Source organism: Planotetraspora sp. GP83 (assembly GCF_041262585.1).
Lineage (GTDB): Bacteria > Actinomycetota > Actinomycetes > Streptosporangiales > Streptosporangiaceae > JAOEGB01.
On record NZ_JBGCBZ010000013.1, the window covers coordinates 86,960 to 103,559 of the forward strand.

Below are 16,600 nucleotides of genomic sequence, written 5' to 3' on the forward strand. Positions count from 1 at the left end.
TGTCACTCAAGGCGGGTTGCCATGGCCTTGCTTGCCGAGCCAGCAGCCGCCGCTTGGCCGTTAGTGGGGCTTGTCGTCCTCCGCCGAGATCGGTCGACACAAGGGGGCGCCTCAGCCGTAAGAGGGCAATGCGGGGGGATTCAGAAGAAGGCGGCGGCGAAGGAGGAGCTGATGCGGACCTCGAACTTATCGATGGGCGACAGCACGGGCGAGACGGCGGTGGTCGGAAATCGCGGGGACGGGCGGGTGCAGCTGTCGCGGCAGTTTCGGCGTCGCACGGGTGCGGCTGTCGCGGTGGTTTCGGTGTCGCGCGGGGTGTGGCAGTGAGCGCTGGCGTTTCAGCTAGTGGATGGGTGTTTTGTCGGGGAATCTGCTATCTCGGAATCGGTCGTGGGCGGGGAGGCTGGGCGGTCATTCGTAGGCGGGGTTGAGCCGTACGACTGCGGCGGCGCGGCGTCGGTCGCCGGGGGGAAGGGCCGCGACGAGGCGTTCGAGCACTTCGAAGTCGTCGTGGCCGGTGGAGGTCTGCGCGTACGACCAGAGGTCTTCGGCGGTGCCCTTCGCCAGGAGCTCCGAGCGCACGCTGGCTTCGAGCTCGTCGCGCGCCCGGCGGATGGCCGGAGCCTCCGAGCGCGGGAGCAGCGGTCCCTGGTAGAGGCGGGCGACGGCGGAGAGGTCTCCTCCGGTCAGGGCCTGCCGTACCTCGAGGAAGTCGCCGGCGACCTCGCAGGTTAATCGGTACGGCTTTGCGGCGATGGCCCCGGAGAGCTGGGCCCGCAGCCGGTGGATCTCGGCGCGGATGGTCACGGGGTTGCCTTCGTCGCCGTACAGCAGGAACGACAGCCGCTCCGCGGTCAGGCCGCGGGGGTGGGACGCCAGCAGGGTGAGGATCTCCGCGTGGCGGAGCGAGAGCGTGATGCGGACGTCGTCGAGGTACGCGAAGGGGTGGTCGGCCCCCAGCAGCGTCAGCGCGAGCCGCGGGGCGGCGGACGTGCCGACCGGGACCAGCCGGTAGGCGTCGCCGAGCCAGTCGACCGCTGCCATCCGCCCGTCGGGCAGGGACACCCGATCGCCCACTTCCGGCAGGCGGATGCGGGGGCCGAGGCACTGGTCGCCGCCGATGATCCGCCCGGTCGGGGTGACGAGCGCGCCGGGGCGGGACAGGTGGCGATAGTGCCGGGTGCGCAGCCGCTCGTCGCGCTCCCGCATCCGCAGCGTGAGCTGGCTCTCCGCGAGCCGGGCCGCCGCCGCAACCAGGGCGACCGTCGCGGGGTGGAGGGCGCGTGCGGTTCCGCTGATGTCGAGGCAGCCGAGGACCCGGCCCGAGTCGGGATCCACGACGGGCGCGCCCGCGCAGGACCATTCGTGCAGCACCAGGGCCAGGTGCTCGGCGGAGTAGACGTGGGTCGGGACTCCGGTGGCCAGGGCCGTGCCGATGCCGTTGGTGCCGACCGCCTGCTCGGCCCATCGGAAGCCGTCGGCGAGGCCGATCCGGTCGGCCTGCCGGAGGACCTGGCGGTGCCCGTCACGCCACAGCACGTCGCCGTCGGCGTCCGTGATCACCATGATGTGGGCGGTCTCGTCGGCGATCTGCAGCAGTGTGTGGCTCAGCAGGGGGAGCAGCGGGTTCATCGGGTTGGCCGTGCGGGCGTCGCGGATGTCCCCGGCGTCATAGACCAGTGGGGCCGCGTGAATCTCGGGGTCGATCCCGGCGTCGAGGGACCGCCGCCACGACTTGGAGATGACGTCACGTGGTCCCTTCCCCTTGGGCCGCTCTCCCGTCACCACCGCCTCGTGAAGTCGGCGGATTGCCGGATTCGGCACCGATCACCCCCGGGTCCGTTCAATGGAGCGTTGCACGACTGCCTCTGGACAACTGACTAGCACCCGAGACGATATTTGCCAATCTCCATGAGTAACCAGGTGATCGCAACCTGTATGCAACGTTCGGCTGATTAGGGTTGGCGTGTCACGTCGGGCGAGGTCAAGAGCTCGACCGGCGCGGTGGACAGGCCGGGTCCCGGACGCTTTGGAGGGGGGACGGGGCCCGGCCAGTCCTCAAGCCGCATGGGTGAGATCCGTGGGGGTAGCGCGGCCCTCATCCGTGCGGTTCCAAATGCGATGCTGGTCGTAGCGGATCCAGCGGGGTTCCCATCAGGTCTCCCGATCCGTCGTCCGCCGTCGGCCGTCGGTCCCGTACGCCGGTGGAGTCTCGTACGGTTCCTGGGGGTTCGCGGCTGTTTCCACTGGATTGGCGTGTCGTGGTTGCGGCTCCAATTGCGGGGAACACGCATGGGCGCCGGTGCCAGAACAGCGGCGAACACCGTAGGCTCGTCGCGACGAACACGTCGCTGGACGCTGAGGAGCGCACGATTGTGAATCCAGGGGATGTCAACCTCCAGCAGTTGCTGGAGCAGGCTCAGCTGATGCAGCAGCAGCTCGTCACCGCACAGCAGGAGCTCAGCGATGCGGAGGTCGAGGGGAGCGCCGGGGGCGGGCTCGTGGTCGCGACCGTGAACGGGAGCGGCGAGCTGCTGGAGCTCGAGATCAGCCCGACCGCCATCGACACGAGTGATCTGGAGGAGACCGCCGAGACGGTCGCCGACCTCGTCCTGGCCGCCGTCCGCGACGCCGTACGCGCCGCGGCCGAGCTGCAGCAGGAGAAGCTCGGCCCGCTCGCGCAGGGACTCGGAGGCGGCCTCGGCCAGCTGCCGGGGTTCTAGAAGCCATGTACGAAGGGGTCGTCCAGAATCTGATCGACGAGCTGGGGCTGCTGCCCGGCGTCGGTCCCAAGAGCGCGCAGCGCATCGCCTTTCACCTTCTCGCCGCGGATCCGGTGGACGTGAAGCGGCTGGCGCACGCGCTTCTCGAGGTCAAGGAGAAGGTCCGCTTCTGCCGGATCTGCGGCAACGTCGCCGCGGAGGAGCAGTGCCGGATCTGCCGTGACCAGCGGCGCGACCCGCATGTGATCTGCGTCGTCGAAGAGTCCAAGGACGTCGTGGCGATCGAGAAGACCCGCGAGTTCCGTGGCCGCTACCACGTGCTCGGCGGGGCGATCAGCCCGATCGACGGCGTGGGCCCCGATGACCTGAAAATCCGCGAGCTGATGGCGCGGCTGGCCGACGGCCAGGTGACCGAGCTGATCCTCGCGACCGACCCGAACCTCGAGGGCGAGGCGACGGCCACCTACCTGGCCAGGCTCGTCAAGCCTCTGGGGCTGAAAGTGACACGACTGGCCAGCGGTCTGCCGGTGGGCGGTGACCTCGAATACGCCGACGAGGTCACCTTGGGCCGCGCTTTCGAAGGACGGAGGCTGCTGGATGTCTGACGAGTGGGACGACCTGGCCGCACGCATCGCCGGGCACGCGCAGAACTACATCGACGGTCTGACCCGCCTGGCGGGCGGCGAGGGCGGCGACGCGACCCTGCCGCTGCTGCTGGTCGAGGTGGCGCAGGTGAGCCTCGCGGGCACCCAGCTCGGCGCGATGCAGGACGTCATCCTGCAGGGCAACTTCGAGCCGGCCCTGAGCGAGGATCCCGACATCGACCCGCTCCGTACGGCTCTCGCCACACGGCTGGGCCCAGTGGACGACTACGCCGAGGTGTTCGACCCGTACAAGGACACGGTGGTCACGCCGTACCGGCTGTCGGACGATCTCACGGCGGTGGCGGCGGACCTGATCCACGGGCTGCGGCACTACCGGGCGGGGCGTCCGCTGGAGGCCCTGTGGTGGTGGCAGTACTCCTACTTCAACACCTGGGGCAACCACGCCGGGGCGGCGCTTCGCGCGCTCCACGCCCTGGTCGCGCACACCCGCCTTGACGTGGTGGAAGAGAGCACGACCGTCTGACCGTCCACATGCTGGTCTAATCCAGTTGGGTCGTTGGGCGCCCCAAGTACACTGTGAGCTCCACGCCTGATTTCGTTCGGAGATTCCAGTGGCGCTCGTTGTCCAGAAGTACGGTGGTTCGTCCGTCGCCGACGCGTCCCGCATCAAGCAGGTCGCCCAGCGGATCGTCGCGACGAAAAAAGCCGGCAACGACGTCGTCGTGATCGTCTCCGCCATGGGGGACACCACCGACGAGCTGCTCGATCTGGCACAGCAGGTGTCCCCGCTGCCTCCGGGCCGCGAGTTGGACATGCTGCTGACCTCCGGCGAGCGGATCTCGATGGCGCTGCTCGCCATGGCGATCGCCAACCTGGGCCACGAGGCGCGCAGCTTCACCGGTTCCCAGGCCGGGGTCATCACCGACTCGACGCACGGCAAGGCCCGCATCATCGACGTGACCCCCGGCCGGATCCGGGAGGCGCTGGACAAGGGCCAGATCGCGATCGTCGCCGGTTTCCAGGGTGTGTCGCAGGACACTAAGGACATCACGACGCTCGGCCGGGGCGGCTCGGACACCACGGCCGTCGCGCTGGCGGCCGCGCTCGGCGCCGACGTCTGCGAGATCTACACCGACGTGGACGGCATCTTCACCGCCGACCCGCGCATCGTCTCGACGGCCCGCCAGATCCCGCGGATCTCCTATGAGGAGACACTGGAGATGGCGGCCTGCGGGGCCAAGATCCTGCATCTGCGCTGCGTGGAGTACGCCCGCAGGTTCAACCTGCCGATCCACGTCAGAAGCTCGTTCAGCACCAGGGAAGGCACGTGGGTCGTCTCCGACCCCAAGATCGAAGGAACCCAGATGGAGCAGCCCATCATCTCCGGAGTCGCGCACGACCGGAGCGAGGCCAAGATCACTGTGGTCGGGGTGCCCGACAAGGTCGGAGAGGCTGCCACGATCTTCAGGACGCTGGCGGACGCCGAGATCAACATCGACATGATCGTGCAGAACGTGTCGGCGGCCGCGACCGGGCGGACCGACATCTCCTTCACGCTGCCGACGAACGACAGCCAGACGGCTCTCACGGCGCTGAAGAAGATCCAGAGCCAGGTGGCCTTCGAGTCGCTGCTGTACGACGACCAGATCGGCAAGGTGTCGCTGATCGGGGCGGGGATGCGGTCGCACCCGGGTGTCACCGCGAAGTTCTTCAGCGCCCTCGCGGACGCGGGCGTCAACATCGAGATGATCTCCACGTCGGAGATCCGCATCTCGGTCGTCGTGGGGCAGAACGAGGTGGACCAGGCCGTCACGGCCGCGCACCGGGCGTTCGACCTCGACGCGGACCAGGTCGAGGCCGTTGTGTACGGAGGTACCGGACGATGAGTCGCAAGCCCACCCTCGCCGTCGTCGGCGCCACCGGTGCCGTGGGCACCGTCATGCTCGACATCCTGACGAACCGGACCGACCTGTCCGACGCGTACGGAGAGATCCGCCTGATCGCCTCGCCGCGGTCGGCCGGGAAGGTCCTCCAGGTCCGCGGGGAGGACGTCGTCGTCCAGGCCCTGTCCCCGGAGGCGTTCGACGGGGTCGACATCGCCATGTTCGACGTGCCCGACGAGGTGTCCGCCGAGTGGGCGCCGATCGCGGCGTCGCGCGGCGCGGTGGCCGTGGACAACTCCGGCGCCTTCCGCATGGACCCGGACGTGCCGCTCGTGGTGCCCGAGTGCAACCCCGAGCAGGCGCGGAGCCGGCCCAAGGGGATCATCTCGAACCCCAACTGCACGACGCTGTCGATGATGGCCGCCATAGGCGCCCTGCACCGCGAGTACGGCCTGCGCGAGCTGGTCGTCGCCTCCTACCAGGCGGTCTCGGGCGCCGGCGTGGCCGGTCCCGAGCGGCTCTACGCCGAGATCGAGGCGGTCGCCGGTGACCGGACGATGGGGACCGTGGCCGGTGACGTGCGCAAGGCCGTTCCCGACCTCGCCGACTCGCCGTTCCCCGCTCCGCTGGCGCTCAACGTGGTGCCGTGGGCGGGCTCGCTCAAGGACGGCGGCTGGTCCTCCGAGGAGCTCAAGGTCCGCAACGAGTCGCGCAAGATTCTCGGCATCCCGGACCTCAAGGTGTCGGCGACCTGCGTTCGCGTCCCGGTCGTGACGACGCACTCGCTGGCCGTCCACGCGACGTTCGAGCGGCCGGTGACCGTGGAGGGCGCCCACGCCATCCTGGAGGCCGCCCCGACCGTGGTGCTGCTGGACGACCCGGCGAACGGGGTCTTCCCCACCCCGGCGGACGTCGTGGGCACCGATCCCACCTACGTCGGCCGGATCCGCCAGGCGCTCGACTTCCCGAACACCCTCGACCTGTTCGTGTGCGGCGACAACCTCCGCAAGGGGGCCGCGCTCAACACGGCCGAGATCGCCGCCCTGGTGGCCACCGAGTTCCTCGAAGGCTGATCGCAGAGGAAATCCCGGATCAGCGGTAGAGGATGTCCCAGTGGCTGGGCTCGTCCGCGTAGATGTCGGTGTCGGGAGGCGGCGGTAGGCCCGGGAACAGCCACGGGCAGTAGAGGGCCGCGCCGTCTCCCCGGGTCTTCCAGAAGCGGAACGTCCCGGTGATGTACGCGTCGATGCACTTGTTGTGGTCGATGTCGACTTTGAACCCGTTCTCGTGGCTGTAGTAGCCGCTGGAGTGGCCGACCTCGGTCCCGCCGGTGACGGTGATCACGCACCTGCTGGCCCGCTTGAGCTCGATCGTCTGCGTCAGCGTGCCGTACCTGATGGAGTTCAGGGACGTGCACTCGCGCCGCTGCGGGTCGGTGCAGTGGCCGGACGACCGCCAGCCCAGACCGGCCGCCTGGAGGAGGCGCATCGCGTCCGGCTGGGTGAGCCGGACGTCGGCAGCGGAGCCCGTGGCGGCAGAGCCCGTGGCCGTGGACCCGTATGCCGCGGACCCGGTGGCGGCGTGGACCTGGGCCCCGACCGCGCCGGCCAGGCTCCCCGCCACCGTCGCCGGAGTGGCGGCGGGCGTGGCGGCCGTAGTGGCCGCGGGGGCGGCGGCCATGGCGGCCGGGCCAGGGCTCTCCGCCGTGGTCGGCGGTGCCGTGGCCGGGCCGCCTGGCGGAGTGGTCAGCTGCGCGGGCAGGGACGTCAGGACGACGGTCGTCATCCCGGCCAGCCCCCACCACGGCGGACGGATGTCCATGTGTGTTCCCCGGTCGCTCGTCTGTCGGTGGCGGGGGAGCTCGCCATGGTGATCGATCCCACATTTCGGGCCCCGGCATTCCCGCGCCGCGACGGAATTTGCGAAGGACTGTCGATCATCTAGTGGGTCCATGACCGGACGCGGGCCGGAGCCGTACAGTGACGTGCGTGGCCGAGAAGACACGGGAGCTGATCGTCGAGACGGCCCTCCGGTTGTTCAGAGAGCGGGGCTTCGAGGCGACGACGATGCGGGCGATCGCCGCCGAGGCCGGCGTGTCGGTGGGGAACGCCTACTACTACTTCACGTCCAAGGAGCAGTTGATCCAGGCGTACTACGACCGGGCCCAGGCGGAGCACGAGGCCGCGTGCCGCGAGGTCCTGGCCGTCGAGAGATCGTTCGCCGGGCGGCTCGGCGGCGTGCTCCGGGCGTGGGTACGGATCTCCGAGCCGTACCACGAGTTCGCGGTCAAGTTCTTCAAGCACGCGGCCGAGCCGAGCAACCCGCTCAGCCCGTTCAGCGCGGAGTCGGCCCCGGCGCGCGAGTCGGCGATCGCCATCTACCGGGAGGTGGTGGACGGCTCCACCGACCGGATGGACTCCGAACTGCGGGCCGAGCTGCCGGAGCTGCTCTGGCTGCTGTCGATGGGCGTCGTGCTGTTCTGGGTCCACGACACCTCGCCGGGCTGCGAGCGTACCTACCGGCTGATCGACTGCACGGTCCCGCTGGTGGACCGGCTGGTCGGGCTCTCGCACCTGCCCGGCATCCGGGGGGTGGCCCGGGACTTCATCGAGGTGGTCCGCGAACTCCGCGTCTGACCGTCCGGCCATACCGCCCGGTTGGTATGGTCAGAGCTTCGGAAGGATTCCCGGAAGGAGTGGCCGTGGACCGCTGGGGCATCACGATCCCGTTCTTCGACGAGACGCTGACCGAGTCGAAGGCGCTGATCGCGGAGTTGCCGGCGCTGGGATACACCGATGCCTGGTCGGCCGAGGTGAGCGGCACGGACGGGTTCGTCCCGCTGGCCCTGGCCGCCGAGTGGGCGCCCGGCCTGCGGCTGGGCAGCGCCATCGTGCCGGTGTCCACGCGCGGCCCCGGCCTGCTCGCCATGTCTGCCGCGACGCTGGCCGACGTGGCCCCCGGCCGGTTCGTGCTCGGCATCGGCGCGTCCTCGCCCGTCATCGTGGAGCGCTGGAACGCCGGGGAGTTCGTCAAGCCGTATGCCCGCACCCGTGACACCCTGCGGTTCCTGCGCGCCGCCCTGGCCGGGGAGAAGGTCACCGAGAGCTACGAGACCTTCGAGGTGAACGGCTTCCGGCTGGAGCGGGCTCCGGCCGTCCCGCCGAAGATCGTGCTGGCGGCGCTGCGCCCCCGCATGCTCCACCTGGCCGCGAGCGAGGCGGACGGCGCGATCACCAACTGGGTGTCGCCACAGGACGTACGGAAGGTCCGCGCCGAGCTGGGGCCGGAGACCGAGCTCATCGCCCGGCTGTTCGTCGTGGTGAGCGAGGACGCCGGGCGCGTGCGGGACCTCGCCCGCCGGATGCTGGCCGCCTACCTCACGGTTCCGGTGTACGCGGCCTTCCACGACTGGCTCGGGCGCGGCGACGTGTTGCGGCCCATGCACGAGGCGTGGGCGGCGGGCGACCGGCAGGCCGCGGTCAAGGCCATCCCTGACGAGGTCGTCGACGATCTCATCGTGTACGGCGACGCCGCGACATGCCGTGCCCGCATCCGCGAGTATGTGGCGAGTGGCCTGGACACCCCCGTCCTCGCCCCGCTGCCGGGCGGCGACGTGCCGGTCGCGCAGGCCGTACGGGACCTGGCCCCCGGTCTCGGTTAGCCGGGCCCCGGGCCTGGAGGGAGTGTCGGGATGCGGAGGCCGCCCGGGCTGTGTGTCGTGTTCTGCGCCGGTTTGTTCGCCACCCTCGTCGGCTGCTCGCCGTCCTCGATCGAGACCGGTAAGACGCCTGACACGACGAGCACCGCGGGGAAGGCGTCGCCCATGTTCTCCGGCATGTCCCCCGGTGTGTCCACAGGCTGTGGAAAAACTCCGCCGATCGGAGGCAGGAACCAGGTCCGGGTGCGTGGGATCAGGCTCGACTACGTGCTGAGCATGCCGGTCGGCTTCCCCAACACGTCGCCCGCGCCGCTCGTGCTCAACTACCACGGCCTGGGGTCGAACGCCGTCCAGCAGGACGCCTACACCCGGCTGCCCGTGGCGGGGACCAACCTCGGCTACATCATTGTCACCCCTGAGACAGCCTCTGGCCTGCCGGGATGGATCCTCCCCGGCTTCGGCGGTGGCCCGTCGCGCGCACAGCAGGTTGAGATCAAGGCGGCCCGGGTGCTGCTCGACCACCTCGAGGCGACGCTGTGCGTCGACAGGACCAGGGAGTTCGCCGCGGGCATGTCCAACGGCGCCGGGATGGCGGCCGCGCTCGTCTGCGGGCTCGGCGGGCGGCTCGCGGCGGTCGCGCCGGTCAGCGGCATCACGATCGCCCGGCCCTGCGCCCACCCCCGGCCGACCTCGATCATCACGTTTCACGGCACCGCCGACCAGGTCGTGCCGTACGGTGGGGGCCGGGTGAACCTGCCGGCCCAGATCCGCGGGTTCTCGGTGCCCGCCTGGCTCAGGAGCGTACGGCTTCCGCCTTTCGAGACGACCCTGTCGCGGTGGACGGCTTCGATGGCCTGCGGCCGGGGAGTGAGGAGCAGGCCGGCCTCCGATGTGGCGCTCCGCACGTTCCGCTGCGGAGGAGGCGCGACGGTCGAGGCGTACGTCATCGACGGCGGCGGGCACACCTGGCCGGGCGGCATCCAGCTCGGCGCGCTGGGGAAGACCACCAGGCTCGACGCCACCGGGCTCATCCTCCAGGCGTTCAGCCGGCACGCGGCCGCTCGCTAGCCACCCTCGGAACGCCGGGAACGGTTCGCACGTTAACAAGAAGGCAAAGCGGGCAGATTGCCTCCCGGAGGTGGCCATCATGGCGAAGGCGGGACGTGCGGCGGCGACCTGGCGTGCCTACCGGGAGGTGTCCCGGCCCGGCTCACCCGGCCTGGCGGCCCGGATCAAGGCGCTGCCCCGGATGGTCCGCGCGGCGGCGAAGGGCCAGTACCCCGGGCTCGGCAAGGGCAAGCTCGCCATGCTGGGCATGGCCGTCGCGTACATCGTGTCCCCGATCGACGCCATCCCCGACTTCCTGCTCGGCATCGGCGTCGTGGACGACTTCGGGGTCCTCCTCTGGCTGGTGACGGCGCTGCTCGGCGAGGGCGGCCGCTACGTCGAGTGGGAGAACACGGCTCAGCCCGTCCTGACGAAGTGAGTGACGACCATGCCCGATCTCGCCTCCGCCCCCACGATCGAGTCCGCGCGCGCCGGGTGGGACGCCTGGAGGGCGTCCCGCATCGCGTCCGTCACCGCGCCCACGGGCAATCTGGCGCTCATCGAGACCCGGTGGCTGCCGCAGGCGGCTGAGCAGACGCTGGAGGACGCGCTGGCCGGCCAGCCGGACAGCGTGACCGCGACGCGCCTGGAGCGCCGCCACATCGGCACGGGCCGGCCGGAGCGCGGTATCCGCCTCTGGGACGCCAAGTCCCCGGCGATCCGGCACTTCGAGACCATCGACGTCTTCCCCTTCAACCCCGACTGGGTCATCGAGGCCGCCTTCACGCCCGTGTCCGACTCCAGGCTCGTGCCGTTCGAGCACGTCGGGGACAACGGCGGCACGCGCGACCACGTCGTCCCCGGCGACATCACCTTCACGCTCGACGGCACGCCGTACACCCTGAGCGCCTTCGACGACGACGGGACCCTGATCCTGGTCTTCGGCGACCGGACGAACGGCGCCGTGACCTACGGCGGCGGCCGGTTCCTCACCGTGCCGCGCGTGCCGGGCGACGACCGGGTGGTGCTCGACTTCAACCGCGCGTACGTGCCGCCGTGCGGGCTCTCCCCCCACTTCAACTGCCCCCTCCCCCCGCCGCAGAACCGCTTCCCCATAGCCATCGAGGCCGGGGAGAAGCGCCCGGTCTTCCGGGACGGCGCGGGCTGACGGCGCGGGCTGACGGTGTCGCACGAGCGCCTGGAGCCCAGGGCCTACAGCTCCTCCATGCGGAGCCAGGCGCGGGAGGGCAGCGGGTGCCCGAAGAGGCGGGCGGCGTTGCCGTACGCGACTCGGGCGAGGTCGGCGGGCGGCAGGCTGCCGAGGTTGCGGGCGACCGCGCGCTGGTTGTCGGGCCAGTTCGACTCCGCGCGGGGGTAGCCGCTCTCCAGCAGGACGTGCTCCATGCCGACCGCGAGCCGTACCGCCCCGAGCGCGCTGTCGTCGAGCGTGCCGAAGAAGAAGTTGCGCCGGAGGACCTCGCTGGGCTTGAGGCCGCCGTCCCAGCCCGCCTCGGACGCGACCGGGTGGTCGAGCGCGTAGTCGGCCCGCTCCGCCAGCATCGGCAGCCAGCCGACGCCGCCCTCCACGATCAGGATCCGCAGCGCGGGGAACCGCAGCGGCACGCCCGACCAGAGCCAGTCGGCGCACGCGAACATCGCGCTCGCCGGGATCAGCGTGGTGATCGCCTCGATCGGGGTGTCGGTCGAGGGCACGGGGGCCCAGGAGGACGCTCCGGTGTGCAGGCAGACGACCGTGCCGGTCTCCTCGCAGGCGGCGAAGAACGGGTCCCAGTGGCGGCTGTGGATCGACGGCAGCCGCAGCCTCGTGGGGAACTCGGGGAACACCACGGCCTTGAAGCCGCGGGCCGCGTTGGCCCTGATCTCCTTGGCCGCCACCTCAGGGTCGGGCAGCCAGGGGAGCTGCAGCGCGACCATCCGCTCGGGATAGGTGCCGGCCCACACGTCCACGTGCCAGTCGTTCCACGCCTTGACGAGGGCCAGGCCGAGGTCCTGGTCGCGGGTCCTGGCGAACGGCATGCCGGCCTGGGTCGCGAGCATGCCGGGGAAGCACAGGGCCGCCCAGACGCCCGCGCGGTCCATGTCGGCGATCCGCTCCTCGATGTCGTAGCAGCCGGGCCGCATGTCCTCGAAGCGGACGGGGTCGAGCGTCCACTGCTCCTTCGGCAGGCCCGCGCCGACGTCGAGCCCGGCGCACGGATAGGTCGTCCCGGCGTATCGCCACACCTGGTGGCCGGCGTCGGTCTCCACGACCTTGGGCGCCTGGTCCTTGTACTTCTCCGGCAGGCGGCCCTCGAAGAGATCAGACGGCTCGATCAGGTGATCGTCGACCGATATGATCACGTAGTCCCGCCGCCTCGGCTCTGGGTCGGGATGCAGCGGCGTCGTCACGGTAGTAAACGTTAGAGCCTAGGGATAACACCGAACAAGCTGCAAGGTCTCCGGTTGGTATCCGTTCGTTCACCGCGTGATGTCACGATCTTGTAAAGTCGCCCTGGTCGTGAGGGGCTCGGCGTCCTCCGCCGGGTCCTGGGGGGCCTCTCGGGCCGACTGGAGGTCGCGGGCCTCCCGCCGGATGAGGAGCGCCCAGCCGCCGACCGCCACGCCGATGAACAGCCACCACTGCACGGCGTAGGCCAGGTTGAGGCCACCGCCGCCGCCCACGTCGGGGGCCGGCACCGGCTCCGGCGCGGGGCCGCCCTGCGGTCGCTGCCCGGTCAGCTCCACGAACCCGCCGAACGGCCGGTACGGCAGGCCCTTCCCGATATCGGCCGTTTTGATGAGCAGGACCTGGCCGGGGGGCAGTCCGGAGCGGTTCCTGATGCCGGTGGAGTCCTCCGTCTCGGTGGGCCGGAGCCGTCCGGTGACCGTCACCTCGCCGGCCGGTGGTGGCGGAATCACGGGCGGCGCGTCGGCGGTCGCCCCCGCCGGCACCCAGCCTCGGTTGACCAGGACGGCTCCCTGCGGGGTGACCAGCGGCGTGACCACGTAGAACCCGAGGCGGCTGTTCTGGGTGCGCCGCCTCACCGCCAGCTCGTGCCCCGTGTCGTAGCGCCCGGTGACGGTGACCAGGCGGTACTTCACCGAGTCCGGCACGGCCGCGCCCACCGAGTCGAGCCGGGCCAGCGGCACCGGCGGCGTGCTCAGGTTGGCGGTGATCCGGCTGCTCGCGGCCGACCGCTCCTCGAACCGCCCGTACTGCCACTTCCCCAGGAAGAGGAAGGCGGGGATCAGCGCGAGCACGAGCAGGTGGAGCCCGACCCAGCGCGGCGTGAGGAGGAACCGGTACACGTGACCAGCCTAGGCAGAGGGGGGAGTGGTCCTGCTTCCAGCGTCCTCTCTCGGTCGAGCTGTCAGGCCACGCTGTCAGGCCGAGGCGCTCCACCGGGCGCCCGGGCCAGGGCGAGGCGTGACCTCACGAGGGCCGGCGACCTCGTGGCCCTCGGCGCAGCGCAGGTGCAGCCGGACGGGCGCGCCGCACTCGCGGTGGGTGACGATCATCGGAGCGCCGTCCGGGTCGGCCAGGTGGCGGTCGCCCCAGTGCATCAGCGAAATCATGATCGGGTAGAGGTCGAGGCCCTTCTGGGTGAGGCGGTACTCGTCGCGCTGCCGCTGCCCGGGCTCCTGGTAGGGCTCCTTGCGCAGCAGCCCCTCCGCCACCAGCCGGGCGAGCCGCGCGCTCAGCACCTGCCGGGGCGCGCCCGTGCCCGCCTGGAAGTCGGCGAAGCGCCGCACCCCGTTGAACGCCTCGCGCAGGACCAGGAACGTCCACTTCTCGCCGAGCACGGTGAGTGTCCGCTCGATCGAGCAGTTGTCCACCCGGTAGCGCCGCATGTCAGGCATCGTAAGTCCATTTGCGCCCGGCCCTTTGGCCGGATTTGCAGAACAAGGTTCTGTTGGGTCACCATTGACCACGTGAAAAGCGCGAAGAACGGGCGAGACGGCCGCACCCGGATCATCGAGGGCGCGTTGCGCCGCTTCAGCCAGGACGGTGTGTCCGCCACCACGCTCGCCAGCCTCCGCGAGGAGAGCGGTGTCAGCGTGGGAAGTTTCTATCACCACTTCACCAGCAAAGAACATGTTTTCGGCGTTTTGTACTCCGAGATCCTCCAGATGTACCAGGACGCCTTCGTCGGCGAGCTCATCCGCCACGAGGACGCCCGCAGCGGGATCGAGGCGATCGTCGCCCTCCACATGGCCTGGTGCGGCGAGCATCCCGAGCGGGCGCGGATCCTCATCAGCGAGCGGCCGCCCCGTCGCGAGGAGCCGGGCGGCCCCGAGGTCGCCGAGCTCAGGCGCACCTTCTTCCGCCAGGTGTCCGACTGGTGGCGGCCCCACATGAAGGACGGCCTGCTCCGGCCGGTCCACCCCACCATGTGCTACGTCCTGTGGCTCGGCCCGGCCCAGGAGATGTGCCGCCTGTGGTTCGGGGGGGCGCACCAGCCGACCGAGGAGGAGATCCGCGGGCTCGGCGAGGCCGCGTGGAACAGCCTCAGGATGCCCTGACCATCGGCGGGACCATCGGCGTGACGACCGGCGGGACCATCGGCGTGACGACCGGCGGGACCAGCGGAAGGCCGTGGGTGCGGACGCGCCAGACCCGCTCGTCGAGCGAGATGTCCAGCCGCAGGTCGTGACGCCGGCGGCGCATTCCCGGCACCCGGATCCGGTCGTGCACGTCATACCGCCCGCGCCGGACGTACCCGAAGCCGAGCTCTCCCGGATAGACGCGGATGTCGTCCCGGTTCCCGCAGCGCGGGCAGGTCCACGCGACGAGATCCCTGCCGCGGTTGTAGTCATGGCAGGCGCTGAAGAACTCGTCGGGGTGGAAGCGGGACTCGCAGGCCAGGCAGGGGATCATCATCGCGGGGTTCCTCGGGACGGCGGCTACCCGTCAGTCTTAGGACGGACCCCTTGACGGGGACTTGCAGCGCGCTTATCCCCGCGTGCGGTGATCAGCCGGACAAGGCCCGCCGGGCCGCCGGCTCACGATAGATTCGTTCCGTGGACGCCCCATCTGACCTGGTCCGACGGCTTCGTGACAGGTTCGTCGAGTCCGGCTACACGATCGACGGCGTGCGGGAGCGGCTGGGCGACATGGCCGCGTCGGCCCTGGCCCGCGAGGAGATCGTCCCCGCGATGCGCGCGACGAGGGACGGCGACCCGCTGGCCATGCTCATCCGCCTGTGGTGGCTGGGCGCACCGATCAGCATCGCCGCCGCCGACCTGCCGCTGCACGACCTGATCGAGGCCGGGCTGCTCGTCCGGCTCGGCGACGCCGTACAGGCCACGGTGCATCTGCAGCCGTGGGACACCGGCTCGGGCGCGCCCGCCTGGGTGGTCTCCGACCGCAAGGTGCGGCCCGGCGACCCCGCGATCCGGGGGGACCACGTCGTCGGCGCGGGCGGCGCGTCGGCCAACCTCGCGCAGCTCGGCGTGACGGGGCCCGTCGGCAGAGCGCTCGATCTGGGCACCGGCTGCGGCGTCCAGGTCCTGCACCTGGCCGGGCGGGCGGAGGAGATCGTCGCGACCGACGTGAACCGCAGGGCGCTGCGGCTGGCCCGGCTGAGCTGGCGCCTCTCCGGCGTCCCCGAGGTCGACGCCCGGGAGGGCTCGATGTACGACCCGGTCGCCGGCGAGCGCTTCGACCTGGTCGTCTCCAACCCGCCGTTCGTCATCTCGCCCGCGGCCCGGCTCACCTACCGCGAGTCCGGCTTCCGCGGCGACGACTTCTGCCGCGATCTCGTACGGCTCACGCCCCGGCACCTCGATCACGGGGGGCACGGCCGGTTCCTCGCCAACTGGCTGCACGTGAAGGGCGAGGACTGGCAGGACAGGGTGGGCGGCTGGCTGGCGGAGACCGGCTGCGACGGCTGGGCCGCGCAACGTGACGTGCAGGATCCCTCGGAGTACGTCGAGCTGTGGCTGCGCGACTCGGCCGAGCAGGGCACCTCGGCCTATCGGGAGCGGTACGACGAGTGGCTCGCGTGGTTCGAGTCGATGGACGTGACCGGCATCGGGTTCGGCTGGATCGCCCTGCACAACTCGGGCGCGATGGATCCGGTCGTCCGCGTGGAGGAGCTCCCCCAGCAGGTCGAGCTTCCCATCGGCGCGCAGGTCGAGGAGATCCTCGAAGCGATCAAGCTGGGCCACCGGATGACCGACGAGGCGCTGCTCGACGCGTTCCTCGCCGTGGCCGACGGGGTCGTGGAGGAGCGGATGGGCCCACCCGGCGCGGACGACCCGTCGCGGATCGTCCTCCGGCAGACCCGGGGGCTGCGCCGTACGACCGCCGTGGGGACGGTGGAGGCGGCGCTCGCCGGGGTGTGCGATGGCGAGCTGCCGGTGCGGCCACTGCTCGCGGCGATCGCCGAAATCCTCGGTGATGACCCCGCCGACCTGCTGCGACGCGCGCCGGAGACGCTGCGGCCGCTCATCGCCGAGGGCTACTTCCGGGTTGCAAGCACGCGTTGATCGGACGTTGACCGCGAACCGCGACCCTGGTCATGGGCGCGGGTCTGGGGGGTTTCGAGATCCGCGCCAAGTCCGGCCGGCCGTCCTAGTGAGGCGGCTAGCCGTCACCAGGCGCTCCGGAAGCACCGGGCCCCCTGCGCACCTGGTGGTGGTCCGACGGCCGGCCGGGCGTCCCCAACCTTTCGCCGCGCC

General features: G+C 70.9%; 18 protein-coding genes. 12 read left to right on the forward strand and 6 right to left on the reverse strand.

The annotated features are described in order from the left end of the window. Nucleotides 1-411 precede the first annotated feature (411 nt). Nucleotides 412-1,824, reverse strand: a complete 1,413-nt coding sequence (locus ABH927_RS19525; protein ID WP_370023507.1) for a GAF domain-containing protein — start codon at nt 1,822-1,824, stop codon at nt 412-414. A 551-nt stretch (nt 1,825-2,375) separates the two neighbouring features. Here ABH927_RS19525 and ABH927_RS19530 point away from each other — a divergent pair. The 5 genes from ABH927_RS19530 to ABH927_RS19550 all read left to right on the forward strand — a co-directional run bounded on the left by ABH927_RS19530 (nt 2,376) and on the right by ABH927_RS19550 (nt 6,284). Beyond that, a complete protein-coding gene (locus tag ABH927_RS19530; protein WP_370023509.1) occupies nt 2,376-2,723 on the forward strand; it encodes a YbaB/EbfC family nucleoid-associated protein in 348 nt (115 codons plus the stop codon). A 5-nt stretch (nt 2,724-2,728) separates the two neighbouring features. After that, nucleotides 2,729-3,328: a recombination mediator RecR gene (gene recR / locus ABH927_RS19535; RefSeq protein ID WP_370023511.1), complete on the forward strand. Its 600-nt coding sequence runs from the start codon at nt 2,729-2,731 to the stop codon at nt 3,326-3,328. Further along, nucleotides 3,321-3,851: a DUF5063 domain-containing protein gene (locus tag ABH927_RS19540; RefSeq protein ID WP_370023513.1), complete on the forward strand. Its 531-nt coding sequence runs from the start codon at nt 3,321-3,323 to the stop codon at nt 3,849-3,851. The genes recR and ABH927_RS19540 overlap by 8 nt, the downstream gene beginning before the upstream one ends. Nucleotides 3,852-3,939: 88 nt before the next feature. Further along, entirely contained in the window at nt 3,940-5,214 is a 1,275-nt protein-coding gene (locus ABH927_RS19545; RefSeq protein WP_370023515.1) for an aspartate kinase, read from the forward strand. Then, nucleotides 5,211-6,284 carry an aspartate-semialdehyde dehydrogenase gene (locus tag ABH927_RS19550; protein WP_370023517.1) on the forward strand — a complete coding sequence of 358 codons (1,074 nt, stop codon included), beginning with the start codon at nt 5,211-5,213 and terminating at the stop codon, nt 6,282-6,284. Before ABH927_RS19545 ends, ABH927_RS19550 begins: the two co-directional genes overlap by 4 nt. A gap of 19 nt (nt 6,285-6,303) precedes the next feature. On the opposite strand, the gene ABH927_RS19555 is transcribed toward ABH927_RS19550, so the two are convergent. Beyond that, nucleotides 6,304-7,032 carry a hypothetical protein gene (locus ABH927_RS19555; RefSeq protein ID WP_370023519.1) on the reverse strand — a complete coding sequence of 243 codons (729 nt, stop codon included), beginning with the start codon at nt 7,030-7,032 and terminating at the stop codon, nt 6,304-6,306. A 167-nt stretch (nt 7,033-7,199) separates the two neighbouring features. Between ABH927_RS19555 and ABH927_RS19560 the strand changes: the two genes are divergently transcribed. The 5 genes from ABH927_RS19560 (at nt 7,200) to ABH927_RS19580 (ending at nt 11,084) form a co-directional block, all read left to right on the forward strand. Next, on the forward strand, nt 7,200-7,847 hold the full coding sequence (locus ABH927_RS19560) for a TetR family transcriptional regulator (protein ID WP_370023521.1): 648 nt from the start codon (nt 7,200-7,202) through the stop codon (nt 7,845-7,847). Between the two features lie 65 nt (nt 7,848-7,912). Continuing rightward, nucleotides 7,913-8,872 (forward strand): LLM class F420-dependent oxidoreductase, encoded by a 960-nt coding sequence (locus ABH927_RS19565; protein WP_370023523.1) that lies wholly within the window; start codon nt 7,913-7,915, stop codon nt 8,870-8,872. A 30-nt stretch (nt 8,873-8,902) separates the two neighbouring features. Further along, nucleotides 8,903-9,937: a PHB depolymerase family esterase gene (locus tag ABH927_RS19570; RefSeq protein ID WP_370023525.1), complete on the forward strand. Its 1,035-nt coding sequence runs from the start codon at nt 8,903-8,905 to the stop codon at nt 9,935-9,937. A 79-nt stretch (nt 9,938-10,016) separates the two neighbouring features. Then, nucleotides 10,017-10,355 (forward strand): YkvA family protein, encoded by a 339-nt coding sequence (locus ABH927_RS19575; RefSeq protein WP_370023527.1) that lies wholly within the window; start codon nt 10,017-10,019, stop codon nt 10,353-10,355. A gap of 9 nt (nt 10,356-10,364) precedes the next feature. Beyond that, the gene (locus tag ABH927_RS19580) at nt 10,365-11,084 is read left to right on the forward strand and encodes a DUF1684 domain-containing protein (RefSeq protein ID WP_370023529.1); all 720 of its coding nucleotides are present in this window, start codon (nt 10,365-10,367) and stop codon (nt 11,082-11,084) included. A gap of 44 nt (nt 11,085-11,128) precedes the next feature. Here the strand turns inward: ABH927_RS19580 and ABH927_RS19585 are convergent, their stop codons facing one another. The 3 genes from ABH927_RS19585 to ABH927_RS19595 form a co-directional block, all read right to left on the reverse strand. Next, entirely contained in the window at nt 11,129-12,325 is a 1,197-nt protein-coding gene (locus ABH927_RS19585; protein WP_370023531.1) for an amidohydrolase family protein, read from the reverse strand. A gap of 69 nt (nt 12,326-12,394) precedes the next feature. Then, nucleotides 12,395-13,225, reverse strand: a complete 831-nt coding sequence (locus tag ABH927_RS19590) for an SURF1 family protein (RefSeq protein ID WP_370023533.1) — start codon at nt 13,223-13,225, stop codon at nt 12,395-12,397. 75 nt (nt 13,226-13,300) lie between these two features. Then, entirely contained in the window at nt 13,301-13,777 is a 477-nt protein-coding gene (locus ABH927_RS19595) for a winged helix-turn-helix transcriptional regulator (RefSeq protein WP_370023535.1), read from the reverse strand. A 72-nt stretch (nt 13,778-13,849) separates the two neighbouring features. Here ABH927_RS19595 and ABH927_RS19600 point away from each other — a divergent pair, with 72 nt between their 5' ends. Beyond that, on the forward strand, nt 13,850-14,440 hold the full coding sequence (locus ABH927_RS19600) for a TetR/AcrR family transcriptional regulator (protein WP_370023537.1): 591 nt from the start codon (nt 13,850-13,852) through the stop codon (nt 14,438-14,440). Here the strand turns inward: ABH927_RS19600 and ABH927_RS19605 are convergent. Then, nucleotides 14,427-14,798 (reverse strand): hypothetical protein, encoded by a 372-nt coding sequence (locus tag ABH927_RS19605; protein ID WP_370023539.1) that lies wholly within the window; start codon nt 14,796-14,798, stop codon nt 14,427-14,429. The genes ABH927_RS19600 and ABH927_RS19605 overlap by 14 nt on opposite strands. Before the next feature lie 131 nt (nt 14,799-14,929). Here ABH927_RS19605 and ABH927_RS19610 point away from each other — a divergent pair, with 131 nt between their 5' ends. Further along, complete coding sequence (locus ABH927_RS19610) at nt 14,930-16,408, forward strand: methyltransferase (protein ID WP_370023727.1); 1,479 nt, start codon at nt 14,930-14,932, stop codon at nt 16,406-16,408. Nucleotides 16,409-16,600 lie beyond the last annotated feature (192 nt).

What these genes read in the sequence shown, in the direction of transcription:
- ABH927_RS19555 (WP_370023519.1), bottom strand. Translation starts at nt 7,032, where the DNA reads ATGGACATCCGTCCGCCGTGGTGGGGGCTGGCCGGGATGACGACCGTC.
- ABH927_RS19580 (WP_370023529.1), top strand. Translation starts at nt 10,365, where the DNA reads ATGCCCGATCTCGCCTCCGCCCCCACGATCGAGTCCGCGCGCGCCGGG.
- ABH927_RS19595 (WP_370023535.1), bottom strand. Translation starts at nt 13,777, where the DNA reads ATGCCTGACATGCGGCGCTACCGGGTGGACAACTGCTCGATCGAGCGG.
- ABH927_RS19575 (WP_370023527.1), top strand. Translation starts at nt 10,017, where the DNA reads ATGGCGAAGGCGGGACGTGCGGCGGCGACCTGGCGTGCCTACCGGGAG.
- ABH927_RS19570 (WP_370023525.1), top strand. Translation starts at nt 8,903, where the DNA reads ATGCGGAGGCCGCCCGGGCTGTGTGTCGTGTTCTGCGCCGGTTTGTTC.
- recR (WP_370023511.1), top strand. Translation starts at nt 2,729, where the DNA reads ATGTACGAAGGGGTCGTCCAGAATCTGATCGACGAGCTGGGGCTGCTG.
- ABH927_RS19550 (WP_370023517.1), top strand. Translation starts at nt 5,211, where the DNA reads ATGAGTCGCAAGCCCACCCTCGCCGTCGTCGGCGCCACCGGTGCCGTG.
- ABH927_RS19540 (WP_370023513.1), top strand. Translation starts at nt 3,321, where the DNA reads ATGTCTGACGAGTGGGACGACCTGGCCGCACGCATCGCCGGGCACGCG.
- ABH927_RS19605 (WP_370023539.1), bottom strand. Translation starts at nt 14,798, where the DNA reads ATGATGATCCCCTGCCTGGCCTGCGAGTCCCGCTTCCACCCCGACGAG.